Source organism: Fundidesulfovibrio agrisoli, from assembly GCF_022808715.1.
Taxonomy (GTDB): domain Bacteria; phylum Desulfobacterota; class Desulfovibrionia; order Desulfovibrionales; family Desulfovibrionaceae; genus Fundidesulfovibrio; species Fundidesulfovibrio agrisoli.
Map to the genome: position 1 here is coordinate 49,129 of NZ_JAKZKX010000005.1, position 23,762 is coordinate 72,890.

General features: G+C 63.2%; 18 protein-coding genes and 2 tRNA genes. 8 read left to right on the forward strand and 12 right to left on the reverse strand.

Annotation, left to right across the window (positions count from 1 at the left end; all coding sequences use genetic code 11):
• Positions 1 to 65 precede the first annotated feature (65 nt).
• Both MLE27_RS05250 and MLE27_RS05255 read right to left on the reverse strand, forming a co-directional pair.
• Complete coding sequence (locus MLE27_RS05250) at positions 66 to 1,187, reverse strand: amidohydrolase family protein (RefSeq protein WP_243310846.1); 1,122 nt, start codon at positions 1,185 to 1,187, stop codon at positions 66 to 68.
• The gene (locus tag MLE27_RS05255) at positions 1,180 to 2,253 is read right to left on the reverse strand and encodes an elongator complex protein 3 (protein ID WP_341482508.1); all 1,074 of its coding nucleotides are present in this window, start codon (positions 2,251 to 2,253) and stop codon (positions 1,180 to 1,182) included. Before MLE27_RS05255 ends, MLE27_RS05250 begins: the two co-directional genes overlap by 8 nt.
• A 56-nt stretch (positions 2,254 to 2,309) precedes the next feature.
• Here MLE27_RS05255 and MLE27_RS05260 point away from each other — a divergent pair, with 56 nt between their 5' ends.
• On the forward strand, positions 2,310 to 2,726 hold the full coding sequence (locus MLE27_RS05260) for an HIT family protein (RefSeq protein WP_243310848.1): 417 nt from the start codon (positions 2,310 to 2,312) through the stop codon (positions 2,724 to 2,726).
• A 25-nt stretch (positions 2,727 to 2,751) separates the two neighbouring features.
• Positions 2,752 to 3,054 (forward strand): integration host factor subunit alpha, encoded by a 303-nt coding sequence (locus MLE27_RS05265; protein ID WP_243310849.1) that lies wholly within the window; start codon positions 2,752 to 2,754, stop codon positions 3,052 to 3,054.
• Between the two features lie 464 nt (positions 3,055 to 3,518).
• Here the strand turns inward: MLE27_RS05265 and MLE27_RS05270 are convergent, their stop codons facing one another.
• Entirely contained in the window at positions 3,519 to 4,265 is a 747-nt protein-coding gene (locus tag MLE27_RS05270) for an SPOR domain-containing protein (RefSeq protein ID WP_243310850.1), read from the reverse strand.
• 85 nt (positions 4,266 to 4,350) lie between these two features.
• On the opposite strand from MLE27_RS05270, the gene MLE27_RS05275 reads away from it, so the two are divergent.
• Positions 4,351 to 4,424: transfer RNA gene (locus tag MLE27_RS05275), tRNA-Gln, on the forward strand.
• A 13-nt stretch (positions 4,425 to 4,437) separates the two neighbouring features.
• Positions 4,438 to 4,515 (forward strand) — tRNA-Glu (locus tag MLE27_RS05280).
• 676 nt (positions 4,516 to 5,191) lie between these two features.
• Here the strand turns inward: MLE27_RS05280 and MLE27_RS05285 are convergent.
• Positions 5,192 to 5,767 carry a hypothetical protein gene (locus MLE27_RS05285; protein WP_243310851.1) on the reverse strand — a complete coding sequence of 192 codons (576 nt, stop codon included), beginning with the start codon at positions 5,765 to 5,767 and terminating at the stop codon, positions 5,192 to 5,194.
• A 144-nt stretch (positions 5,768 to 5,911) separates the two neighbouring features.
• Between MLE27_RS05285 and MLE27_RS05290 the strand changes: the two genes are divergently transcribed.
• Positions 5,912 to 8,236 carry a glycosyltransferase family 39 protein gene (locus MLE27_RS05290; protein WP_243310852.1) on the forward strand — a complete coding sequence of 775 codons (2,325 nt, stop codon included), beginning with the start codon at positions 5,912 to 5,914 and terminating at the stop codon, positions 8,234 to 8,236.
• A gap of 895 nt (positions 8,237 to 9,131) precedes the next feature.
• Here the strand turns inward: MLE27_RS05290 and MLE27_RS05295 are convergent.
• From MLE27_RS05295 to MLE27_RS05330, 8 genes are all read right to left on the reverse strand, one after another.
• Positions 9,132 to 10,583, reverse strand: a complete 1,452-nt coding sequence (locus tag MLE27_RS05295) for an AAA family ATPase (RefSeq protein ID WP_279355690.1) — start codon at positions 10,581 to 10,583, stop codon at positions 9,132 to 9,134.
• Complete coding sequence (locus MLE27_RS05300) at positions 10,576 to 10,782, reverse strand: helix-turn-helix transcriptional regulator (protein ID WP_243310854.1); 207 nt, start codon at positions 10,780 to 10,782, stop codon at positions 10,576 to 10,578. Before MLE27_RS05300 ends, MLE27_RS05295 begins: the two co-directional genes overlap by 8 nt.
• Before the next feature lie 165 nt (positions 10,783 to 10,947).
• Positions 10,948 to 11,151 carry a hypothetical protein gene (locus MLE27_RS05305; RefSeq protein ID WP_243310855.1) on the reverse strand — a complete coding sequence of 68 codons (204 nt, stop codon included), beginning with the start codon at positions 11,149 to 11,151 and terminating at the stop codon, positions 10,948 to 10,950.
• Positions 11,152 to 11,655: 504 nt separating this feature from the next.
• Positions 11,656 to 11,910 (reverse strand): hypothetical protein, encoded by a 255-nt coding sequence (locus tag MLE27_RS05310; RefSeq protein ID WP_243310856.1) that lies wholly within the window; start codon positions 11,908 to 11,910, stop codon positions 11,656 to 11,658.
• Between the two features lie 82 nt (positions 11,911 to 11,992).
• On the reverse strand, positions 11,993 to 13,201 hold the full coding sequence (locus MLE27_RS05315; protein ID WP_243310857.1) for a tyrosine-type recombinase/integrase: 1,209 nt from the start codon (positions 13,199 to 13,201) through the stop codon (positions 11,993 to 11,995).
• 534 nt (positions 13,202 to 13,735) lie between these two features.
• Entirely contained in the window at positions 13,736 to 14,506 is a 771-nt protein-coding gene (locus MLE27_RS05320) for a toll/interleukin-1 receptor domain-containing protein (protein ID WP_243310858.1), read from the reverse strand.
• Between the two features lie 457 nt (positions 14,507 to 14,963).
• On the reverse strand, positions 14,964 to 15,368 hold the full coding sequence (locus MLE27_RS05325; protein ID WP_243310859.1) for a hypothetical protein: 405 nt from the start codon (positions 15,366 to 15,368) through the stop codon (positions 14,964 to 14,966).
• Between the two features lie 218 nt (positions 15,369 to 15,586).
• A complete protein-coding gene (locus tag MLE27_RS05330; protein ID WP_243310860.1) occupies positions 15,587 to 17,503 on the reverse strand; it encodes an esterase/lipase family protein in 1,917 nt (638 codons plus the stop codon).
• Positions 17,504 to 17,896: 393 nt separating this feature from the next.
• On the opposite strand from MLE27_RS05330, the gene MLE27_RS05335 reads away from it, so the two are divergent.
• The 3 genes from MLE27_RS05335 (at position 17,897) to MLE27_RS05345 (ending at position 23,644) form a co-directional block, all read left to right on the forward strand.
• Positions 17,897 to 19,093 carry an efflux RND transporter periplasmic adaptor subunit gene (locus MLE27_RS05335; protein WP_243310861.1) on the forward strand — a complete coding sequence of 399 codons (1,197 nt, stop codon included), beginning with the start codon at positions 17,897 to 17,899 and terminating at the stop codon, positions 19,091 to 19,093.
• Positions 19,090 to 22,335, forward strand: a complete 3,246-nt coding sequence (locus tag MLE27_RS05340; RefSeq protein ID WP_243310862.1) for an efflux RND transporter permease subunit — start codon at positions 19,090 to 19,092, stop codon at positions 22,333 to 22,335. The genes MLE27_RS05335 and MLE27_RS05340 overlap by 4 nt, the downstream gene beginning before the upstream one ends.
• A 103-nt stretch (positions 22,336 to 22,438) precedes the next feature.
• Positions 22,439 to 23,644, forward strand: coding sequence for a TOBE domain-containing protein (locus MLE27_RS05345; protein WP_243310863.1), 1,206 nt, complete (start codon positions 22,439 to 22,441; stop codon positions 23,642 to 23,644).
• Positions 23,645 to 23,762 lie beyond the last annotated feature (118 nt).

The window sequence follows — 23,762 nt, forward strand, 5'->3', positions numbered from 1 at the left end:
TCCTTGGGGATGGTGGGGGTGGCCGAAATATGCACCCGCCATTTTCCATAGGATTCGGCCGGGCGTCAATCGCGCAGTGCTCGCTCCAGCGCGGAGGGCAAAACGGCCGCGCGCGCGGCTTTGCCGGGTGTAAGCGCCCCCAGGCGGGCGAAGCCGAGCACCCGGGCTGCGTTGGTTGCAAGCAAGCCCACGGATTCGCGCAGGGTAATAGGGCAGAACTCCAGCAGGGCCGCCAGTTCCGCCCAGATGTCCAGGTCCGGGGCGGAGGCCAGGGAGTCGGTTCCCAGACAGCAGGGCACGCCCGCGTCCAGGAGCGCCCGTACAGAGGCCCGCCCCACGCCGATGACCGCGTTGGAGCGGGGGCAGAGGCAGACGGTCGCCCGGCTGGCGGCCAGCCGGATGATGTCCTGCCCGGAGAGATGCACGGCGTGCACCGCCAGGGTGGACTGGTCCAGCAGGCCCAGTTCGGCGGCCCAGGCCACGGGGCTGAGCCCCGGTGCGGCGAAGGTGGGGGGCAGGATGCGCTGGCGCATGAAGTCCGCGAAGGCTCCCGAGCCCTGGGCCAGCAGCTCGACCTCGCCCTCGTGCTCGGCCAGGTGCAGGGAGAAGGCCTTGCCGTGGGCCGAGTCCCAGGCTTTGGCCCGGCGCAGTGCCTCCGGGGCGGTGGAGTAGAGCGCGTGCCCGGCCAGGCTGCCGCCGGGGCTGGGCGTGATGGACGAATCGTCATACGAATAACCGAACACTTCGTGTTGGATAACGTAATCCAGCGGCGCGGTTTTCAGCACGGCGGCCACTTCCGCGCCTTTGCGCGTGGCGATGTCGGCCACGGCGGCCGTGCCGACGGCCTCCATCTGGCTCACGGCGGCGCGCACGGCGTCCGGGGAGAATTCCCCTACGGGCTGGGCGATGAGCCAGCGCACCCACTCCAGGAAGCCCGCGCCGAGCACGGGCGGCAGGCCAAGGTGGGAAAGCTCCAGGTGGCAGTGGGCGTTGACGGGCGCGGGCACCAGGGTGGCGGCCCCCATGTCGCGCACGTCGGCCGGAGCCCGGGCCTTGAGCTCGCGCCAGGGGCCGGTATCGGCCACGAGGCCGCCGCAGACGATGATCGCGCCGTCCTCGATGATGGGAGCGTCGGGAGAAGTCAGCACGCGCCGGGCGCGCAGAACGTAGCTGCCGGTATCAGTCATTTTGCACGTCCAGTTGGAAATCGTCCCTGTCTTCAAAATACACGCGCTCGCGCTCCAGGCCCAGCCCGGCATACGGCTCCGCCAACTCCCTGGCGTGGCCCCAGAAGCCGCCGCTGGCGCTCGCCGGGGCGCGCAGACTGTCGGCGCGCCTGCCGCCCAGCAACTCCTCCACATGCCTGTGCAGGGCCAGGGCTCGAACCCGCATGCCGAGAGCCGGGTGGGTGGGCCCGGCCAGCACGGCGGCCTCCAGGTCCGGCTCGTGGGCCAGGCCGATGCGCGTCACGGCAATTCCGGCGCGCCAGAAGCGCAGCACCGCAGGGGCCAAGGCCGCGATGGCCCGCTCCAGGCTCCAGGGTTCATACCCGCCCGCGCGCCAGAGCTGCTCCAGCCCCGTGCCTGCCAGCACCAGGCAGGGGTGCAGGCGCACGGCCTCGGGGCCCAGCGCCACAGTCTGTTCCACATCCCGGCTGAAATCCTCGGGGGTGTGCCCGGGCAGGCCGGGCAGCAGGTGCAGGCTCAGACCGAGCCCCGCCTCCCGCACCGCCTGGCAGGCCGCGAGCGAGGCTTCCGCCCCGTGGCCGCGCTGGGCGAGGCGCAGCGCGTGTTCGCTGAAGGTTTGCACGCCCAGTTCCACCCTGTCCAGCCCCTGCGCGGCCAGCGCGCGCAGCAGTCCCGCCGGGGCGCGGTCCGGCCGGGTGGAGCAGCGCACGCCTGAGACCGCGCCGCGTTCGCGGTGCGGTCTCGCGGCCGCCAGGAAGCGTTCCATCCACGCTTCAGGCAAGCCCGTGAAGGTGCCGCCGTAGAAGCCGACCTCCAGGGGGGCGTCCGGCCGGGCAGCCTCCAGGTTTTGTTCCAGAAATGCGAGGGCCTGCTCCAGCGAGGTGGTCTTCACGCCGGTCTGGGCGTGCTGGGCGCAGAAAAGGCAGCGCCCCGGGCAACCGGCCAAAGGTAGGAATACCGGCAGGATGCGAGGCCTGGCCTTGCTTGGCGCGGGGTGGGCGAACTTCAGGGAGGCCCCACGAGGGCACTTGTTTTGAATTCCCTCTTGCAAAAAAAAATCTCCCAAGCTACCAAATGGTTATAGTGCTGGTGGAACGCCAGCGGCTTCGATTCGAGGTGCCCATGTCTGCCGATTGCCTCTTTTGTAAGATCGTACGCGGGGAAATACCCTGCGCCAAGGTCTACGAGAACGACGCGGTTCTCGCCTTCCTGGATATCGCCCCCGTGAACAAGGGCCACACGCTGGTGATTCCCAAGGCGCACCACGCCGACATCTACGATCTGCCCCCCGCCCTGGGCGCGCAGCTGCTCGAAGCCGTACAGGCCGTGGGCGCTTCGTTCAAGGGGGCGCTGGGCGCGACCGGCATGAACCTGGGCATGAACAACGGGGCTTCCGCCGGGCAGATGGTTTTCCACGCCCACTGGCACCTGATTCCCCGCTTCGAGGGCGACGGCTTAAGCCTGTGGCCCCAGAAGAGCTACGCAAACATCGACGAAATGAGCGAATTGGCCCGGAAGATAGCGTCTTATATCCGATAACCCCTCGACGCCCCTGGAGGACGCCATGAGCGGGAAGACCCTCACGAAAGCTGAAATCGTGGATTACATCTACGAAAAGACCGAAAAGAACCGGGCGGAAGTGAAAGTCCTGGTGGACAACCTGCTCGAAATCATGAAGCAGGCCATCAAGCGGGACAACTCCCTGCTTATCTCCGGCTTCGGCAAGTTCGACGCCTATGACAAGCGCGCCCGCAAAGGCCGCAACCCCCAGACCAGCGACTCCATCGTGCTGCCGCCGCGCAAGGTGGTGGTGTTCCGCCTCTCGCGCAAGTTCCGGGCTGAGCTCAACCCGGACGAAGAACTCTAGCCCCTTCCCGCAAGGAGCTTCAGGGCGGGCGGTTTCCCCCTAAGGGATGCCGCCCGCGCTCCATCGCCCCCGCATGCCCTCCGCACGCCACGGGCGCGCTCTTGAGGTGCGCGCCGTGGTGCTCAGGCACATGCCGCGCCCGCCTTGTCGCCCTCTCAACCGACGCGTCCGCCCAACCCGCAGCGAAGCAATGCGGGAGTCCAGAGGGGCGAAGCCCCTTTGGCCGCCGGAGGCCCTCTTCAAACACGCGGTAGCACCCCGGGGAAAGCCTCCGGCGGCCAAAAGGCTTCGCCCTTTGGATTCCCTTTCCGGGATGCTTGGGGCGTGGGGAATCTTTGGCTGGCGCGACCCCATGCCTGGAGCCGCGAGCCCTCGGGCAAAGGCGCATACCCCCGTCCCCAGGGCAAAACGTGCGGCGGCCCCGGCCTCCCGGCGTTGCTCGTTATACCCCTCCCGGTCGCAGCTCAGTCCCTGGCGAGCACGAAGCAGTCCGGGAAGTCGGCGGAGAGCCGCTCCTGCGCGGCCTGGGCCTCGGCCAGGGTAGGGAAGGAGCCCGCCTGCACCCGCCAGAGCATCACGCCGGTCTGGTCTCCCTGCTGGATGCGGGTGTCCGGGTAGCCGCGCGCGGTCATGCGCGCCTTGAGCCGCTCCGCGTTGGCGGTGACGGCGAAGGCCCCCACCTGGACCGTGAAGGGGCCGGGCAGCTGGCCCTCCTTCATGCCGGGCACGTCGCCCTCGGTGCTCAGGCGCACCCTGGTGGTGCCCCGGCCGTGGAAGCCCAGGGCCTTGGCCCCGGCCGGGGTCAGGTCCACGCAGCGCCCGGCCACGAAAGGCCCCCGGTCGTTGACGCGCACCACCACCGAGCGGGAGTTCTCCAGGTTGGTCACGCGCACCATGGTGTTGATGGGCAGCACCTTGTGGGCGCAGGTAAGGTCGCCCGAGTGCAGGCGCTCGCCATTGGCAGTGGTCTTTCCGGAGAACCAGCCCGGTTCGTACCAGGAGGCCAGGCCCTCCTCCTGGTAGCCGTCGGCGCTGGCCAGGGGGCGATAGGTATGGCCCTTGATGGTGTAGGGGCGCTGCGTGCCCTTGCCCGCGGGCTTGGGCGCGTGGGAGGCGCAGCCGCAAAGGGCCATCGCCAGCATGAGGCCCATGGCCAGCGGTAAAAGCCATTGCAGGGCGCGCGGATGGAGTTGTTTACGTGTGAAGCACATGCCCCGAGGCTAGGGGAAACAAAAAATGTGCGCAAGAGTGTTGACATTCCGGGGCGAGCGGCATAGGAACGCTTCTCCGCCGCGCTGGGGGATCGTCTAGCGGCAGGACTATGGACTCTGACTCCATCAACCTAGGTTCGAATCCTAGTCCCCCAGCCAACTCACATAGCGCGTCCCCATCGTCTAGCCTGGTCCAGGACGACGGCCTTTCACGCCGTTAACAGGGGTTCAAATCCCCTTGGGGACGCCAAAGAAAAACAGGGACTTACGGAAGAAACGCCGTAAGTCCCTTTTTCTTTCCCCACACTCTTCCCCACACGCCCACGGTTTTCCGCACAAAACCCCACACCGGTGGGCAGGGTGGTTGTCCCTATTGCTGGTCACTTTTTACCCCCAAATTAATACAAAACTACGCGTGGAATTACGCAGTCGGTCCAGATTTGGGGACGCCCAGACATTTGCCCCCCCTCCCCGATTTTCATTTTGCACGCGCGAAGAAATGGGAGCGCATCCGGTCTACGGCACGACGGCTCCAGACATTTGACCCGCCCCTTGTCCGTTCTGTCCCGCTCCTGTGCCTAGGCTGCCAGCGACCAACTTTTACCAACCTCGCCCTGTCTATGCAGATGCGGGGGGATGGAATCGTTCCGTATAGTTATGCACAAGCCCCGAATGTAAAAGGCCCGCCCTCGGAAGAGGACGGGCCAAAGTGGAATGCTCCCCGTGCGGTGCGCAACGTCCGCCTATTCGGCCAGAGGCCGGGGTCTGTGCGTCTGACAGGCCATCAACGGGGAACAGTTTGGCAATATGCTTCCGTGGGTCGTTCTGGCAACCCGGATCGGGTCGAGCTAGGAAAGCGAACGGCCCGCCCCTGAAAGAGTGCGGGCCGAACAGTTGATGCCGGGCATCGCTGGGCGCTTGTCCTGCTAGCCGATCTTTGCCTTGATTTGAGCCATCATGTCCCGGCCCGTCGTGGCTTCTTTCATGGTCGCCCACCAGAAGAGGGCCTTGCCGTCACTTTTGCTTTCCCACAGTTCGCCCATGTTCTTCTTGTCCTGGTCTCCAGCCTCCAGGTGCGCGCCCTTGTATTCCACAACCATGATCCGGCCATCTTCGAGCAGGGCCACGAAATCCGGGTAGAATTTATGGCCGTTGGAAAGAGGCAGCCAGAATGACGTCTTGGGGAAGCTGTCCAGGTTCCGTACCCACCATTTCACCTTGGGGTGTGCGTCAATGATTTGGGCGCACTGGAACTCTTCCCCCTTGTTTTTCAGGTCGCGGATCACGGGGTAGAAGTGCTTGCGGAAATCGAAGCGCCCGGCGTAGGCGGGCAGGTTTTGCGGGTAGGCGTCCGGCAGGAAGCGGAAACCGTAGTCGAAGCGGGTTTCCACCTTGGCTTGCGGCGCGAAGAGCAGCGTTTGATAGTCTCCTTGAGGGATTGGAGGCGCAGCCGGGCGATCTTGTTTTTCAGGGCCGCCGCAAGCGCGTATTTGGCCCGGCACCCCCTCTCGCACTCCAGGACGGTCGCGCCAAGCCGCGCCCGTAACGTGACGTCACGATAGCATAAGATGCTTGACAGTGATTGAATTACGGAGCAAATGTTATGTTGCGATGCTTATTTAGTTTGTATTTTGCAGGTGGAACCGATGAAGACTGGCCTTGATGACAATTTAAAGACTGCTGAAAGACTTGCCTTAATAGCAATAATTGGCATGACATTCGTTTTACGCTTCCATGCCATCGGCACGCCTTCGATGTGGTGGGACGAAATGCTTGTCCCACTTATCGCATCAAAGCCGATTGCTTATATCTTGGAACGAGCAAGGCTTGAGGACTTTCACCCGCCATACTACTATCTACTAATCAAGGCGATTTGTTTCCTCGGGAAATCAGACACTGTATTACGCATTCTTTCGGCGTTGGCAGGGGCTGTTTCTGTCTTTGCTATTTACAGACTCGGCTTGGTTTTGAAAGGCAAAACTGCTGGCATCATCGCAGCGGCGATTCTTGCCGTCTCTCCGTATCACGTCCTGCTCTCAAGACAAGTCAGGCCGTATACGATTATCTTTATGCTGAGTTGCATTACACTGTACTTCGGCGTGTCATTCATCAGAAGTAAATCACGCAATGACCTTTTGAAGCTGGTCGTTTTCAACGCCATTTTGGGACTTTGGCATTACTCGACATTCCTCTTTTCCGCTTCAAGCTATGCAGTCATTCTCATCATCTGTGCAATGCGACGTGAAAACCGCGCATGGAACATTGGCATTGCCATCGCTGGCGGAATTTGCTCCGTCCTTCCAGCTTATCTGTTCTACCATGCGTCCGCATCCGAAGTCATGTCTGCAACATATCTACAGCCTGCTACACTCTACTTCGGCAAACTATTGGAGTGCATCTGGAATGACAAGTCTTTGCCTGCTTACGTTGTAGCTGGCATCCTCTTTGTTCTCGGCACGGTAGCCCTTTGGAGAAAAGGCAAGATTGAAGCAACCTACCTGCTCTGCATCCTGCTTGTTCCCCTCGCGATCCTGTGCGCCTTCAAATACGGCAGCTATTTTAACTTTTGGCATCTGTTCGTACTGGCTCCTGCCGCCCTGGTGCTTATCGCCGCAGGACTGGACGTTGTGTTACGCAAAGCCTGGCCAATCACCTTCGCCGTGGCTTTCTGTTTTGCGCTCTTCCTGTTCCATCTGACCTTGAATCATGATCGCTTTTACGCCGAATGGAGCCACACAGGGCACTATAAACAATGGGCCCATGACGTTCTCGCACACAACAACGACAACGCCTTGTGGACTTTTCAGGACGGCTATGACGCTGATGCGACTGAATGGTATATGAAAGAACGCGAAGGAACACGCTTCAGCAACTACACCGACAACCCGGCAGACCGCTTTTACAAGCTGCATTTCCTGCGATTCAGCGACATTGACTTTGCCGGAAAAGACGAAGATTTTGTCCTGTACGCCGACAGATCGCAAGAATTGGCCACCTTCGGACGGGCCAAGCTCTATCAGCTTGAAATCGACAAGCGCTCCGAGCATGTTATGCAGTCCCTACCCTATGCCCTTTCCCTGTCCGGCGATCCCAGCGGCATCTTGAAACATGCCTCCACCGTTTCAAACATTACGTTCCACCCCTACTTTAAAAGCTCGGCGATCACCTTCAGACCCGAAAACCCCGGCGTCCTGCAATACGCCCTCCGCAATGGGACCGGCCAAGCACCTCCCTACTTCATTGCGGTGGATATCTTCACAAGCTCGACCTATCCGAAGAATGTTATTCGCATCTCGTATCGCTTTGACTCTGGAGATTGGATTGACGGTGGTGTTTTGAACTGCGCCTCTGAACCCCAGCACAATAAACTTATTGTCCACAGGGCGAATTCATTCGAACAAATGGACTTCCGAATTCAGCTCATGCCGGATCATAACGCGCCTTCCATGACTGGCAATCCATCCGGCACTCTCCGCCTGAATAAGCTGCAATTCTACTGCAACACAGTCTCCGGCGAAGAATTTTCTTCTCATTCCTTGATGACTTCCGAACAAGGCATCGGAGAAATCGAACCCACTCTGCCCAAAGCTTTCCGCTGGTCTGATGGGCCGCAAACTCAAATTCAATTTTTCACCGTGACGTCTCGCAAGATCATGCTTGACTTTCAGATGAACAACCAACTCCCTGGCCAGGATATCTCCATCATGTTCAACGGCCAGGCCGTTCATAAATTCGACAACATGCCTGTCGCTCCGTGGCTGCACTCTTGGCTGACGCTTCACGAAGAATTGCAAAGCGCGCCAGGCATGAACACTTTGGAAATCACCTATTCGAAGTGGAATCAGAAAGATGAACCGGGGGGGAAGGTCGTCCTGTCCGAAATCGACTTGAGGCCCATGGGCGTTGCCATCGGGCGACTCCTGCTCAACCTCGATCAACCTGCCAACGAAGATTGGCACGTGATCTACTAGCCAAACCCGCCAGGGCCGGAGCCTGGCCCTGGACACGGCGTTGCACGGCCTGCCACTCCCCGCCGTTGACCCGAACGCGGAATACCAACTTCAGCGCGTGGCCCAAGCCTTGAAACGAAACGCTGGATTTGCCGTCAGCCCAGCGAGTCCAGGTAATGAGCCCGGCCTTTCCCGCGTCAAAAACGCCGTCCCTATGCAGGCTCCGCACCTCCAGGCGCAACATATCCCCCGTCGTTTGCTTCCCTCCAGACCGGCCCGAACCATATCCGCCCATGCGCCCTCCGATGGTTTATCGAAATCATTTGGCTTAACGCAGCTGTTTGATGCCTGAAAAACACGCGCAACCAAGGCGGGGCTTGGGTTCAGGGCGGTTTCTCAAAAGTGCGGAAAATGCACGTTTCAGGGGCGTTAATTCCGCCATCTCCGCCAGCCGCCGCCGGGCTTCGGCCTGGATCGCAGCCGCCCAGCGCGGGAGCAGGTGCGCGGGCTGCCCCTCTTTCTGCTGGCCAAGCCAGGCGATGACCCCGCGCGGGTCACGCTCGAACGCGGCCAGTGCCTCCAGGTTGGAGGCGTCGGCAGGAATGGAAGCGGAGTCTTCGCGTATGGGGCTCCGGTCAGAGCCGTTTTCTCCCGGGGCGGAGTGCTTTGGGGGTGGGACAAAACTGGCCGCGAAATCTGCGTTTTGTCCCACCTGTTTTCTATCTGTCTCACGGAATGTCCCATAATTTGTCCCACGCGGGACAGACAGCAAAACCTTGGCGGCCAACGCCTTCAGGCTGGCGGGCTCATTTCCTGTCCCACCGCCTGTCCCACGCTCTGGGGTTTTGTCCCACTGTCCCACGCTATAGGGAATGGGACAGTGGGACAGGGGAGCGCTCGGGGTAGGGGCGCTCATCTAAGCCGCCTTCAGCTTCTTGACCATCCGGTGAACGGTGGACCGGGCAATGCCCGTTTCCTCGGCAATATCCCGGACCGTCATGCCTTCGGAATGCAGCGCCTGCACCTGGGCAAGGCGCACGTCCTCTATGTCCTTGCAACGCCAGACCAGGGCCTCGCCTTGGGCATCAAGCGTGGCCTCGAAACTCTTGGCTTCATCACCGCAGATGCCCCGCGCCTTTTCAAGATGGACCTCGAAGCGCGCGCCCTCTTCCTGCCGGTAGTCCGGCGGACGTTTCAGGGCTATCACGGTGTCGAGCACGTCTTCCCGGCTGGACGTGCCCCGCTGCTGGCCGCCCTTGCCCGCGTGGTGAATCAGGCAGACGCTCAGGCCGCGCTGGCGCAGGCCAAGCATCCACTCCTGTACGGGCAACCAGCCTTCGGCGTCGTTTTCCCGGCCAGCACGCGCCAGTGTGGCCAGGTTGTCCAGAATAACCAGGTCCACACCTTCCAAGTGGGGCAGCAGAGCCGCCTGCCCCTCGGGAGTAGCCAGGTTCGGCATTCGCGCTCCGATGCCTTGGAGGTCCGGCGTGATGAAGCGCAGCCAGTCCGGGCCGGGCAGCTCCTGTTCAAAACCGGTCACGATGGCCGCCAGGCGTTCCTGCATGGTGCTGGCGGGCATCTCACCGTCCAGGTAGAGCACGCGGCGGGGCTGGGGAGCCTGCCAGCGGAACACCCGCTGCCCGGACGCCACGGCATAGGCCAGCGTCAAGGCCACGAACGTCTTGCCTACGCCGCGCGGAGCGTAGATCATCACGAGGCCCTGGCGTGGAATGACGGGGTTCAGGAAGTATTCCCGCTGCGGCAACTGCATGGAAAGGAGCTGCGCTGCGTCCGCCACCACGAGGCGGGGCTTGCCCGCCACGACGGCGGCTCCGAGGTTGCAGGCCATTTGAGCCAGGTCGGGCAGGTTGGCGGAAAGATCATGGCCGCCGTCATACAGCGCGAGGCCCACGCCGATGACCTTCCGGCGCGCGGTCATCTCCTTGAGAATCCCCAGATGCTCCGGGAAGTTCCCCAAGCAGCCCAGGCTTGCGATTTCCGCCAGCCGAACGGAACCGCCCACGGTGTCCAGTCTGCCCAGGCGGGACAGCTCATCCGCCAGGGTCAAGAGGTCTACGCCCTTGCCGTTGCTGCGCAGCGCTAGCATCGCCCCGTAGATGGAGCGATGGTCGGGCGCGTGGAAGTCCTCGGGTGTCAGGCTCTCCGCAGCCAGGGTCAGGCGCTCCGGTTTGAGGATGGAGGCGGCCAGCACTGCGGCCTCCGCATCCGGCGCGGCAGGGGGCGACTTGGATAGGTCTATTGCCTTGACTCGTGAACAGGGCTCCGGCAGAAAGAAGGTGTTGCAGCTTCTGTTTTCAGCACTACCCCGGTGGCCGCCGGGGTTTTGCTTTTTCTGGGCGCTACTCATGGGCAGCACCCTTGCCAGGGTTGATCCGGTGTGCGTCCAGGAACGCGTCCAGGTCTTCCAGACGATAGCGGACGCTGCGCCCGATTTTCAGGTAAGGCGGGTCTTGCCGCTCGAAGCGGCGCTTCTGAAGCGTGCGGACGGAAAGGCCCAGGTGTTCGGCGGCTGCGCGTTCGTTGAGGGACTTGTGGGGGCTGGTCATACGGCGCTCCTGTTGTGTGTTGTCAGCGGATTCTGTCTGAAATGCCTTCATTTCTTTTTCCTCCTGAACAAAAAAAGCCCGGCTAAACCGCATGGTGTGCGGTTCAGCCGGGCTGTAGGTGGCCTTTTGGGCGCTACGGTTGCCGGACGCTAAGGCCGTGTGGCCTTATGTCTGTTGGAATATCACAGGTTGTTCTTTTGGCGTTCCAGATGCCATGTGAACGCCGAATAGGATCATGCCCGTGAATCCTCGCGCTCTCGCGTTGAGCAGAACGCCGCCAACATTCTCCAGTACAGGGATTAGCCTGGGGTGTATCCCAGAAAAAACGTCATGAGACAGCCCTGTGGGCTGCTTGTCCTTGATGGACATTAAAAATCTCCTTTGGGCGGCTATGGTCGGGAATTGTCTGGATCATAGTTGGGGCAAGAAAAGCGTAACACAGGGAAAGCCAAAATCAAGTACCCTTGTACCAGGGCAAAATGCGGTTGTAATAATCTGAAATCACAGGTTATTATGCAACACCGTCTACTTGTCGCTACAAAAAATATCATTAAATATCGAAATGTTACGCGTGTGGATTGGGTGGCAATAGCGTGCGGATCATGAACCTCGTATTGGGCGAGTTTTGGAGTAATATCCTGAAATAAAATAGTTTAAATTTCAAGGTTGAGGTTCTGGCGGCAAGGAAACCTTGTCGGGGGACACGCTCGATTTGTCGTTTCAAGTCCGTCAATGATGAAGACGGCGGGGATAGACTGCACTTAACGTGGGGGCCGCTATCCCCCTTGGGGCTGTCAGGTTGGTAGCGTGCTGAGAGAGACTGATGTTCAAGGAGGTAGGACGCCTCACAAACCCTACACGCACCGCAACGCCTCACCGCCTTTCATGGGGGGCCTTTGCTTCGTCGTAGTGGTCGTATGCGTCCATTTCCAAGGAATCCCAATCGGACGCGAGAGCCTCCAGGCGGGCACGCGTCTCCTTGGCTTCGAGCACGGTCAGCCCGAACACCTCAACCGGCCTACCTGCGGAGCGTTCCGCCAGCCGGTCCTGGATGGCCTTCCACTCCTCAACTGGGATCAGCACGGCCAGTTTGTTCCCGGCGTCATCCGTCACGTACTGGATGCTCATTGCGTTGCCCCCACTTGGGTGCTGCGGCAATCCCGTAGGAATGCCGCAGGCCCTTCATGGTCTCAATTCCCCATCACGCTCTCTATCGGTCCTGGCTGCGGCTGTCCATATTGACCACGTTGGCGCTCCTGGCTGCGTCCTGCCCCTTGGCGGCCAGTTGTCCAAAGATATCCCCGGCTACGTCCGAGGCCCGCTTCATGGCTTCATCCCGCAGGTGGGCATAGCGCTTGGTCATGAGCGCGTTTTTGTGGGTGAGCAGCTTTTGCAGGGCGTACAGGTCCACCTCGCCGCTCGAAGCCAGGGTGGAGGCGAACAGGTGCCGCAGGCCGTGCAGGGGTCGAAATTCAGGGGGAAGCCCGGCCCGGGCCTTGATCTTGTTCGAGGCAACCTGGATGGTCCGCCGCTGTCCGCCGCCCTGGCCGGGGAACACAAACGGGCTGCCCGGCGTGGGGGAGTGTTCCTCAAGAACCCTGCGGGCCATCGCGTTCATGGGTATCTTCTGGCTCTTGCCGCCCTTAGGCGCGCGGATGTGGATGAAGCCGCGCTCGAAATCCAAGTCGCGCCACTCCAGCTTGAACAGCTCTCCCCGGCGCATCCCGGTGTAGAGGGCCAGCAGCATGAGGCTCCTGGCCTGGAGGTTTGTTTCCGCCTCCAAAGCCTGGAGCAGGCGGGCCAGCTCCTCCGGGTTCAGGTCTTCCGTGGTTTCGTTGTCCACCAGGGGGATGGTGATGTGCAGCTTGCCCGGTCCCGGCGCTGCTGCAAGGCCCTTGATCTTCCCGAAGCGGATGATGCGCTTGAGCAGGGCCAGCACATGCTTGACCGTCTGGGGGCTCTTGGACTTGAGCAGCTTTACCCGCAGGCGGTCCACTTCCAGGGTGATGATCTGGGAGGGCTCCTTGTCGCCGAAAGGGGTCAGCAGATACTTCTTGAAGCGGGAATCGTCGCTGCGCAGGGTGTGTGCGCCGGGGCGCTCGGGATGATGCGCCTTGTACTCTTCCCAGAGCTTGGCCAGGGTCCAGCGTCCGGCCTCGGCATCTCGCGCGGCCCGCTCCGCCTCTCGCCGCCGTGCGTTGGATTCCTCCATGCCTTCCATACGCCGGGCGCGTAGGGCGTTGGCCTTCGCGGGGGTCATGTCGTCCTGGAACTGCCGCCCCGCCTTTTCCTCTACCAGCTTCCCGTCGCGGCGGTAGCGGATGTAATAGATGCGCTCAGGCTTGCCGGTGGCGACCGACTTCGCTTCGATGAAGGTTACGCCGGGGTACTGCGTCTTGATGCGTTTAGCGGCAGGCATGACAGGCTCCTTTCGGTGTTGCCTGGGAGAGCCGTCAAATTTCTTCCCCACACTCTTCCCCACAGGCAAGCTGTAAATAGAGGGTAGGGTGGAGAAGTCAAGAGTAAATAAAATCAATGATTATCGTAGATATGACGGCAGTGGAGAAGCGCAGGAAAATGTATGGTTATGGCCTTTCACGCCGTTAACAGGGGTTCAAATCCCCTTGGGGACGCCAAAGAAATCAAGGGTCTACGAAAGTAGGCCCTTTTTTCTTGGCCCTGGAAACAGATTGTGGATACAGATTTTAAGCCTGCTGGATCAAAGCCAGTGGGCATTTGTTGTTTTGGCACACAGGGCCGCGTTTCTGAAAAACGTCGTTGAGCACGATAGCGGCCCACCGCAGGTTATGCATGTACTTGGCTGCCGTGGTCGCTGACGTTCGCCGAAGGATAGCCTGCATGTTATCCAGGGGTACCCTAGCCTTATCAAGGAGACTGGCGCTCAGATACAGGATGGCGGGCCACGATCGGCACTGCAACTGAAGGTGTAGTGTTAATCCCTCCGACGATCTCTCATTCGTGCAACTAGTGATTGAATGTTTTGATGAAAGTCTCCTTCTGAAAAATCCTCCCATCTCAAGTCGTAGAGCAGCATCTTGATGTGAGCAGGCATGACCGACATTAAATATCTTGGGTCGACTAGCGTAATCGGAATAATATAATCCATATAATTATTTTTAGCAGCGTACTCTACTGCAACTTCAATCTCTGCGATTGTAGCTGTGGAGAAGATGGAAGTTTGAGTTAGTAAAAATAAGACGAAACCGCAGTCAAGTGCCTCACGAATCAAGGATGTCATTGATTTGGAAAAGTCAGTTCCAAAATCTAGAAAACTTTTTAAAATATAGTCGTGCTTTTCGAGCTCTTTAGCGATATTAACGCCAACATCCAGATCATCCCTTGTATGATTAATATAAACAGTGGCACGCTTGATCAGTCTGTTAATCTTGTCAATTTGATCATGAAGTGGGCCGTTCAGGTCAATGGCTTCATAATACTTCCCAGTAAGTTGTTTTATATAAGAGACTTCATTCTGAACCCATTTTGATTTTTGTGCATTCTCACTGTCACACAAAAGAAACCATGAGCGTGATTCAATCTCAAGCTTTATCAATCTGTCAAGCTCTTGGTCATCATCCATGCATTTAAGAAAGAATAAAAGCGGTCTGTTCCCTTTTTCTTCAAGATAGTTGCGGACTTTCCGGACCTTATTCCAGTCCTTATTAGAGTGAGACAGAAATATCCAGGCACCGTCTTTTTCCATGGAGTCACCTCTTCCGCTTCTAACGGTATATATCTACATCTCTGGTCAGTTAAGTGCAATTACAGGCTTTGCAGTCTAATTCTTGAGTAGCTGGTCGGCTATGGCTACTACTTGAGATTGCGTATGGAGACGTGCGTAGGCCGTATATATGGCCCTATGGTCTCTGTGTCCATGCAATTAATCGGAATCGGTAGCTAATCAAGTGCGAATTGGGTGGGACAACATTTCTTTCACGCCGTTAACAGGGGTTCAAATCCCCTTCGGGACGCCACGAAAATCAGCGGCTTACGCCACAAGCGTAAGCCGCTTTTTCTTTGCTCCGCATCGCAGTCATGCCTCGGCGCCTGCTTGGCGCGGGCGGTCTCTTATCACGAAGAAGCCACATGCCGTCGGGGGCCTCGCAGGCGGGCCCCGCCGGAGCCGACCCGCTTCGCCGTGCCGGGAGCGGCCAGGCCGTCTACTTCGCCTTGCGGTAGGTGCCGCCGAAATAACCCGACATGCCGCACTCGCCGCCCTTGGACTCCACGTCCACCACGGCGGCGTCCCCCTTGAAGGAGATGGTGAACTTGATGCCGTCGTCCCTGGTGCCGCCCTTGGCCGGGAGGTCGTCGTCCACGCGGCCGCCGCCCTCGTCCATGGGGGTCTCGAAGGTCTCGAAGTCGCACATCTGGCCGTTGCTCGTGCTGGTGGTCTTGAACTTGAAGACGTAGCCCGGCCCCATGCGCGAGATCGTCATGGTGCCCTTGTAGCCGCGCTCGTTGTAGACGTAGCGCCCGGTCACGTCCCTGGCCTGGCATTCGCCGGCCGGCGACAGGCCCAAGGCCGCCAGGGCCAGGGAGGCGATGAGAAACCCTTTGACCATGCGTTCGCTCCTAAACGGTCGGTTGCGCGCCCACGGGCGGGGCGCGTGCGGGATCATACGATACGCAACCGGCCGAGTCTGTAAGGGGAATCCCGGGTATGCGGTCGCGGCCGCAGCATCGCTCCGGGCGGCTTCCGCTTTCGTTTTCTTCCGATCAATCCCGAGGCCGGGCCGCATCGGCTGCGCGCGCCCGAGGGCCGCCCCCGGGCGCGCTCCCCTTATTGAGGCCTTTCGCCGTTGGATTTCATGTGTTCCTGCATGATCCTGCGCACCTCGCGGATGGCCAGCGGGTTCTCGTGCGCGCCGTGGCCGGACTTCACGATCAGCTCCGTCCGCGCCCCGTCCAGGTGCGAGCTCCAGTAGGGCACCACGCCGTCCGTCCCCCCGGCCACCCCGGCCTTGTCCTCGTTGCCGATGATGGAGTGGAAGGGCACGGCCACGGGCATGGAGGCCGTGGTGGTGAGCATGGGGTTCTTGGGGGAGAGGCTGTCGATTCCGGTGGGCAGGCCCTTCAGTTCGACGCCCGCCTTGGGCGTGCCCACGGTGGCCAGCAGCGTGGCCCCGGCCTTGGCCAGGGTCAGGGGCAGGGTCACCAGGGCCCTGCCGATGCTGCCGATGGTGCCCAGGGCCATCGCCGAGCCCCGGTGCGGGGTGCTGATGAACACCGCCTCAGTGATGAAGGGCAGCGGCTTGTAGAAGAAGGACTTGTTCAGCAGCTCGCGCACGTCCGGCGGCAGGTTCAGCTCGGAGGGCTGCTTGGCGGAGAACAGGTTCCAGAGCCGGTCCCCGCTGTCCTGCACCATGGCCTTGCTCAGCAGCCCGCCCATGCTGTGCCCCACGATGAGCATGTTGTTGAAGGCGGGGTTCCTGCCCTCGGGGTCGTAGGTGCGGCGCACGTGCTCCAGGGAGTCGCGCAGCAGCGTGGCCGAATAGAACACAGGGTTTCCCGTGGGGTAGGAGAAGTACCAGAACTGGTAGCGCTCCCTGAGCTCCGGGTCGCCCATGAGCCCGTTTATCATGGGCAGCCAGGTCATGGGCGAGCTGATGAGCCCGTGCACGAACACCACCGGTATCTTGTCCGGCTGGTAGGGCTGGAGCATGTACAGGCCCTGGGCCGCCTTCATGGCTTCGGGGTCCATGAGGCCCTTGATGCCGCCCTCCGGCTTGGCGTGGGCGGCCATCCAGGCCAGGGGCGTGGTGGTGTCGGACTCCAGGGGCACGGTCTCGGCCCCCACCTGCACGGTGCTGGCGCGCATGGGGTCGTAGAGTTCCAGGCTGCTCCGGTAGACGGCCCCGCCGCCGGGGTCCGCTCCCGGTTCGGTGTCGATGCGCAGGAAGAGCGTGGCCGCCAGTACCTGGCGGACCTTGGGCAGGAAGCGGTCCTCGGGGCGTTCATCCTTGGGCGAGCCGTCGCGCACCAGTATGAGCGGCACGCCCATGCCGGGCAGGGAGTAGGTGACGTCCAGCCCGGAGACGGCGAACTCGAAGGCCAGGTGCACGTCGGAGATGTCCTCGGGGTCGAAGGGCAGCCCGCTGCGCCGCTCCTCGAGCACCAGGGACCCTGCGGCCAGGGGCAGGGCCAGCCCCTTCTCGAAGCGGATGCCCGCCTTGCGGGCGAACAGCAGGTACCGCGTCAGGGAGCGGTTGTGGAACTCGGCCGCGAGCCGCATGTTGGGGCGCAGGTAGCTTTGCGGCGTGGCGACCCTGGGGTCGAACAGGAACAGGTAGGCGTAGAGCGCGCAGGAGAGGTCGTAGCGCGCGGCCTTGTCCGGCTGCGCGGCCAGGCTCTTGGCCTGGAGGTGCGACAGCTCCACCAGGGCGAACAGCGTGCCCAGGCCCGGGTCGGCGTGGTACTTGGCGTCCAGGCGGGCGATGAGGCCCTCGGGGTCGTTCTCCCATTGGGCGGCCATGTCGCGCTGCTTGAGGAAGCCCAGGGTGAGCTCGCTGGGCCTGGAGGAGTTGATGGCGCTGCGGTCCAGGGCGTCGAAGCGCTGCGATATGGGGCTGGGCTTGACCGTGACCCCGGCGCAGCCCGACAGGGCCAACACCAGCAGGAGAAGGGCCAGCACGGTCAGGGCGGCACGGCGTGCCTGGCCGGGGGCGCCCGCTCCGTCTCGGAAATCGTGGGTGTTCATGCTCCGCCTTGTCGTCAGGTGTTGGGGGGTCGTGGGTGAGCCCTCCCTTTCGTAGGCCAAAGCAAATCCGGCGTCGAGCGTCGATTGCGCGCCGGGCCAGGCAGGCCGGCTCCCGCCAGGCAGTGGTGCGGCCATGACGGACGGTCGCGATGCCGGATCGGAAAAGGAGGAGGCCATCTTCCGGCCGACGAGACGTATCTTCCGGCAGCTAAGATGCAAAACAGGCCGCGCGACACGAAAGTAACGGGGTGGATCGCCCGTGCAACACAAGACATACTTTGGCGGGAGGAATGAACGTCGGTTCGCGCGGGTGATTGGCGCAGCCGCAATATTGGGGTAGGCTTGGCGCAAGAATCCATTCCATACCGGGGAGACCCGGAAACGGAGCCGCCCATGCGCCTTCACCCGCCAACCCTCGGGCCGAGCCTGGCCCTGCTTCTGATCGCCTCGCTCCTGGCCGCCTGCGGCCACGAGGCTCCGCCACCGGCCGTGAGGACGGTCACGGCCCGCACCAACGTGCTCAGCGTGGAGGAGGCCGTGGAGTGCCGCTCCTTCCCGGCCCAGGTGGAGTCGCGCAACAGCGTCACCCTGGCCAGCAAGCTCTCCGGCGCGGTGGTTGAGGTCATGGCCCGCGAGGGCGCGGCCCTCAAGGCGGGCGACCCCATCATGCGCATCGACGACAAGGACCTGCAAAGCCGCGCCCAGGGCCTGACAGCCTCCGCCGCCCAGGCCGCCTCCGAGCGGGAGGCCCTGGAGGCCCGCGCCGCCCACGCCAAGGCCAACCTGGAGCGGCTCACGAAGCTGCTGGCCCAGAAGGTCATCAGCCAGGACGACTACGACAAGGCCAGGACGGAATACCTGGCCCTGGCCCGCGAGGTCGAGGCAAACGCCGCGCGCGAGAGGACAGTTGCCGCCCAGAAGGAGGAGCTCAAGTCCCTGGGGGCGTACACCCGCATCGCCGCGCCCTTCGACGGCGTGCTGGCCCGGCGCTACGTGGACCTGGGGGCCTTCGTGAACGCCGGGCAGCCCCTGGCCATGATCGACGACGTGGCCAGCGGCTTCGACCTGGTGGCCCAGGTGGACGAGAGCCTGCTGCCCGGGCTCAAGCTGGGCCAGCAGATTGTGGGGGCCGTGCCCGCGCTGGGGCCGGAGCCCTTCGCGGCCAAGGTGAGCGCCGTGGTGGGCCGGGTGGACCCGGCCAGCCGTACTTTCAAGCTCAAGGCGGAGCTGCCCAAGGCCGGCGCGGCCCAGCCCAAGGCGGGCATGTACGGGCGGGTGTTCCTGCCGGTGCGGACCTCCAAAAAGCTGCTGCTGCCCCTTGATTGCCTGCGCATGCGCGGGGACCTCCCGGCGGTGTTCGTGGTGGGGCCATCAGGCACGGCGGAGTTCAGGGTGGTCAAGCCGGGCGGGCGCTTCGTGAAGGTCATGCTGGAGGGCAAGCCCTTCCTCACGGATTCCGAAGCCTTCGACGCGCCCGGCGCGCCCGGCTACGTGGAGGTGCTCTCCGGGCTCTCCGGCGGTGAGCGCGTGGTCTGCTCCGCCACGGAGACCCTGCGCCAGGGCGACCGCATCGCCGAGGCGGGCCAATGAGCGCCCACGAGCCCCCCAAGCCGCACGGGCACGACGCCCTCACGCGCATCACCGCCTACTTCGTGGACTCCAAGCTGGTGCCCCTGGTCATCCTGGCGGCCCTGCTGCTGGGCGTGTTCGCCGTGACCGGCACCCCCAGCGAGGAGGAGCCGCAGATCGTGGTGCCCATGATCGACATCCACGTCTCCATGCCCGGGGCCGGGCCCAAGGAGGTGGAGAACCGCGTGGTCGAGCCCATGGAGAAGCTCCTGTGGGAGATACCCGGGGTGGAATACGTCTATTCAACCGCGCAGGACGGCGCTGCGCTCACCGTGGTGCGCTTCAAGGTGGGGGAGGACACCGAGAAGAGCACGGTCAAGACCTACGCCAAGCTCTACCAGCACCTGGACTGGATTCCCCAGGGCTGCTCCCAGCCCATCCTCAAGCCGCGCTCCATCGACGACGTGCCCGTGGTGGCCCTGACCTTCCACGGCGGCGGTCTGGATTCGCGCCAGCTGCGCACGGTGGCCCTGCAAGTCAACGAGGAGGTCCGGCGTATCCCCGGCGTTTCGGAAACCTCGGTTATCGGCGGGCGCAAGCGGGCCGTGATGGTGGAGCTGGACCAGGAGCGCCTGCGCGCCAACGGCCTGGACGCCGTGGACGTGCTGGAGGCCCTGCGCGGCCAGAACCAGGGCGAAACCGTGGGCGAGACCATGCAGGACGGCCAGGCCGTGTCCGTCCGGCTGGACAACTTCTTCCGCTCGCAGAAGGAGCTGGCCCGCGCGGTGCTTACCGTGCGCGATTCACGGCCCGTGTACCTGGGCGACGTGGCCAGGATCACCGACGGCTTCGACGAGCCCGGTGACTACGTGTTCTTCCTGCGCGGGCGCGCCTCCAAGGCTGCCAAGGGCCAGACCCCGGACATGGAGCCCGCCGTGACCCTCACCGTGGCCAAGCGCGCGGGCGAGAACGCCACCCGGCTGGCCGAGGAGGTGTTCGCGCGGGTGGAGGGGCTCAAGGGCTTCGTTATCCCCGCCGGGGTGGAGGCGGAGACCACCCGCGACTACGGCGAGACGGCCCGGGCCAAGGTGCACGAGCTTCTGGAGCACCTGCTCCTGGCGGCGCTCTCCGTGGGCCTGATCGTGGCCCTGTTCCTGGGCGCGCGGGCCAGCCTGGTGGTCATGGTGGCCGTGCCCGTGACCCTGGCCGTGACCCTGGCCGTGTACTGGCTGCTGGGCTACACGCTCAACCGCGTCACGCTCTTCGCGCTCATCTTCTGCATCGGCATCCTGGTGGACGACCCCATCGTGGACGTGGAGAACATCGTGCGCCACCTGGACCTGCCGGGCAGCGCCAAACGGCCCTTCAGCCAGGTCATCATCGAGGCCGTGAACGAGGTGCGCGCCCCCCTGGTGCTGGCAACCTTCACGGTCATCGCGGCCATCATGCCCATGGCCTTCGTGGGCGGGCTCATGGGGCCGTACATGCGGCCCATGCCCATCGGGGCCTCCCTGGCCATGCTGCTCTCCATGGGCGTGGCCTTCGTCATCACCCCCTGGACCTCCAAGCGCGTGCTGGGGCGCAGGCCCGCCAAGGCCCACGCCCACGGGGACGACGCGGGCACCAGGCTCTACAAGCGGCTCATGGCCGGGCTCATCAGGCAGCCGCGCAAGCGCTGGGGCTTCCTGGCGCTGGTGGGCGGCCTGCTCCTGCTGGCCTGCGCCCTGTTCCCGCTCAAGCTGGTGCTGGTGAAGATGCTGCCCTTCGACAACAAGAGCGAGTTCCAGGTGGTGGTGGACATGCCTCTGGGCACCCCCCTGGAGCAGACCACCCGCGTGGCCGGGGAGCTGGCCTCCGAAATCCTCAAGCGGGGGGACGTGGCCGACGCGCAGGTTTATGCGGGCACGTCCGGCCCGTTCTCCTTCAACGGGCTCATCCGCCACTATTACCTGCGCCGGGGCCAGAACGCGGCGGACATCGCCGTGAACCTGGCCCCCAAGGGCGAGCGGAGCCTGCAAAGCCACGAGGTCGCCAAGCAGGTCCGCCTGGCCCTGGCTCCCATCGCGGAGAAATACGGGGCCAGGCTCAAGGTGGCCGAGGTGCCCCCCGGCCCCCCCGTGATCCAGACCCTGGTGGCCGAGATCTACGGCCCGGACGACGCGGGCAGGCTCAAGGTGGCCCGCCAGGTCAAGGAGGTCTTCGCGCATACCCCCGAAGTGGTGGACGTGGACTGGTACGTGGACGACCCCCAACCCGAGCGGCTCATCCGCATCGAGCGCGACAAGGCCCTGGCCAACGGAATCGAGCCCAGGCGCGCCCTGGAGGCGGTCACCACGGCCCTGCGCGGCACACAGGCCGGGCTGCTGCACGACGAATCCGCCCAGGAGGACGCCCCCGTGGTGGTGCGCCTGCCTCTGCGCGACAGGGCCCACGCCGACGACATCCCCGCCATCCCCCTCCGGGGGGCGCAGGGCCAGATGGTCTCCCTGGAGCAGATAGCCAGCATCCAGGAGCGCACGGTTCCCTCGGCCATCTACCACAAGAACCTGCAGCCCGTGGTCTACGTCACGGGCGACATGGCCGGCAAAGAGGAGAGCCCGGTGTACGGCATGGGCCGCATCACCCGGGAGCTCGAGCGCCTGGGCTCGGAAGGGCAGGGGGCCTGGCAGGCGGGCGGCCGCGAGCCCCTGCCGGTGCTCTACACGGCGCAGCCCAAGTCCCTGGCCGGGTACTCCATGAAGTGGGACGGCGAGTGGCAGATCACCTACGAGGTCTTCCGGGACATGGGCATCGCCTTCGGCGTGGTGATGATCCTGGTGTACATCCTGGTGGTGGGGTGGTTCGGCTCCTACACCACGCCCATCGCCATCATGTCGCCCATTCCGCTCTCGCTCATCGGCATCATCCCGGCCCACGCCCTGGCCGGGGCCTTCTTCACGGCCACCTCCATGATCGGCTTCATCGCCGGGGCGGGCATCGTGGTGCGCAACTCCATCATCCTGGTGGACTTCATCGAGATGCGCAGGCGCGAGGGCGCCAGCCTCGAGGACGCCGTGGTGGAGGCGGGCGCGGTGCGCTTCCGGCCCATGCTGCTCACGGCCATCGCCGTGGTGGCCGGGGCCTTCGTGATCCTGTTCGACCCCATTTTCCAGGGGCTGGCCATCTCGCTCATGGCGGGCGAGGTGGCGGCCACCGTGTTTTCGCGCATGGTGGTGCCGGTGATGTACTACCTGGACCAGCGCCGGGCGGCCGCCGACGGCTGACGCCTGCCCCTGGAACTCCGGCGGTTTGTCACCGCAAGCTGTGAAAGCGTGACCCGTTGGACAATATTGACATAATTGGTATTCCTGAACACGGAGTGCCGAAATGAAACAGCAGGATCTCGTAGCTGCCCTGGGAACCCTCGGTGACCAGGAGCTCAAGGACGTTTTGGATCGGGTGGCCCAGGCCCGCCAGTGTGTTGGGGCGGTGCTGCCGCGCAGCGGCCCCGGCAGCGGTCACGGCTGCGGCCCGGACAAGGCCCCGGGGGGCGGGGGCAAAGCCCCGTGCCCGGCCATGGCCTTCGAGGTGCCCGGCGAGGTCAAGCACCTGGATTTCATCCACCTGCACGACCTCACCGAGGCCTTCCGCCACTGGTACGAGAGCGCCAAGAGCCCGGCGCGCAAACGCGCCCGGGGCCGCATCTGGATGCTCTATCTGCTCATCCGCTACGGCGCGCTCAAGCTGGGCGAGGCCCTGGCCGTGGACGACCGCGCCGACTTCGACTTCGAGCGCGCCTGCGTCATCATCCGCGGCGACAACGACCGCGAGGTGCAACTGCCCCGCGAGATAGCCAACACCCTGGCCAGGCTCCTGGACGACCCCATGAACGCCTCCCTGCGCGGCGAGGTCTTCCGGCTGGACCAGGGCTTCGTGCGCCGCAAGTTCTACGAGCGCGCCCAGGAGTGCGGCATCCCCAAGGACTACATCAACCCCCGGGTGGTGCGCCACTCGCGGGCAGTGGAGCTTCTGCGCGGCGGGCTGCCCCTTCAGGTGGTGCAGGCCATCCTGGGCCACCAGAGCATCACGCTCACCGCGCAGTACGTGGCCTTCTCCGACGACGACGTCAGCCGAATCGTCAACCACTACATCCTGAAGGAAAGAAAGATGAAAACAAGCGCGCGCAACGCGTTCACCGGCAAGGTCAGCAACATCCGCAAGGGCCAGATCCTCTTCGAAGTGGAGCTGACCACCCCAAGCGGCCTCAAGGTGGTCTCCACCATCACCCACGACAGCATGGACACCCTCAAGCTGGAGCTGGGTTCGCCCGTCACGGCCACGGTCAAGGCCCCCTGGGTCATCCTGGTCAAGGACGACATGAAGTTCAAGACCAGCGCCCGCAACAAGTACGCGGGCAAGATCGTGAGGATCACCGAAGGCCAGATCGCCGCCGAGGTGGTGGTGGAGCTGCCCGACGGCACCAAGGTCTGCGCCCTGGTCACCGACGAGTCCGTGAAGAGCCTGGACCTCAAGGTGGGCGACGATATCTGCACCCTGTTCAAGGCCTTTTCCGTCATCCTCAACGCCGAATAGGCGCTTCGCGGGGCGCGTCAGGCGCGCCCCGCGCCCCTTCCCTTGAGGGTTCAGTTTATCCGCATTGTCCTGTAAGAAGCCCCCTGGGCGGCCGCAGCCGGAAGCGCGGCGGCCCCCA

What these genes read in the sequence shown, in the direction of transcription:
- MLE27_RS05335 (WP_243310861.1), top strand. Translation starts at nt 17,897, where the DNA reads ATGCGCCTTCACCCGCCAACCCTCGGGCCGAGCCTGGCCCTGCTTCTG.
- MLE27_RS05340 (WP_243310862.1), top strand. Translation starts at nt 19,090, where the DNA reads ATGAGCGCCCACGAGCCCCCCAAGCCGCACGGGCACGACGCCCTCACG.
- MLE27_RS05250 (WP_243310846.1), bottom strand. Translation starts at nt 1,187, where the DNA reads ATGACTGATACCGGCAGCTACGTTCTGCGCGCCCGGCGCGTGCTGACT.
- MLE27_RS05305 (WP_243310855.1), bottom strand. Translation starts at nt 11,151, where the DNA reads ATGTCCATCAAGGACAAGCAGCCCACAGGGCTGTCTCATGACGTTTTT.
- MLE27_RS05300 (WP_243310854.1), bottom strand. Translation starts at nt 10,782, where the DNA reads ATGACCAGCCCCCACAAGTCCCTCAACGAACGCGCAGCCGCCGAACAC.
- MLE27_RS05290 (WP_243310852.1), top strand. Translation starts at nt 5,912, where the DNA reads ATGAAGACTGGCCTTGATGACAATTTAAAGACTGCTGAAAGACTTGCC.
- MLE27_RS05315 (WP_243310857.1), bottom strand. Translation starts at nt 13,201, where the DNA reads ATGCCTGCCGCTAAACGCATCAAGACGCAGTACCCCGGCGTAACCTTC.
- MLE27_RS05270 (WP_243310850.1), bottom strand. Translation starts at nt 4,265, where the DNA reads ATGTGCTTCACACGTAAACAACTCCATCCGCGCGCCCTGCAATGGCTT.
- MLE27_RS05330 (WP_243310860.1), bottom strand. Translation starts at nt 17,503, where the DNA reads ATGAACACCCACGATTTCCGAGACGGAGCGGGCGCCCCCGGCCAGGCA.
- MLE27_RS05345 (WP_243310863.1), top strand. Translation starts at nt 22,439, where the DNA reads ATGAAACAGCAGGATCTCGTAGCTGCCCTGGGAACCCTCGGTGACCAG.
- MLE27_RS05295 (WP_279355690.1), bottom strand. Translation starts at nt 10,583, where the DNA reads ATGAGTAGCGCCCAGAAAAAGCAAAACCCCGGCGGCCACCGGGGTAGT.
- MLE27_RS05325 (WP_243310859.1), bottom strand. Translation starts at nt 15,368, where the DNA reads ATGGTCAAAGGGTTTCTCATCGCCTCCCTGGCCCTGGCGGCCTTGGGC.
- MLE27_RS05320 (WP_243310858.1), bottom strand. Translation starts at nt 14,506, where the DNA reads ATGGAAAAAGACGGTGCCTGGATATTTCTGTCTCACTCTAATAAGGAC.
- MLE27_RS05260 (WP_243310848.1), top strand. Translation starts at nt 2,310, where the DNA reads ATGTCTGCCGATTGCCTCTTTTGTAAGATCGTACGCGGGGAAATACCC.
- MLE27_RS05265 (WP_243310849.1), top strand. Translation starts at nt 2,752, where the DNA reads ATGAGCGGGAAGACCCTCACGAAAGCTGAAATCGTGGATTACATCTAC.
- MLE27_RS05310 (WP_243310856.1), bottom strand. Translation starts at nt 11,910, where the DNA reads ATGAGCATCCAGTACGTGACGGATGACGCCGGGAACAAACTGGCCGTG.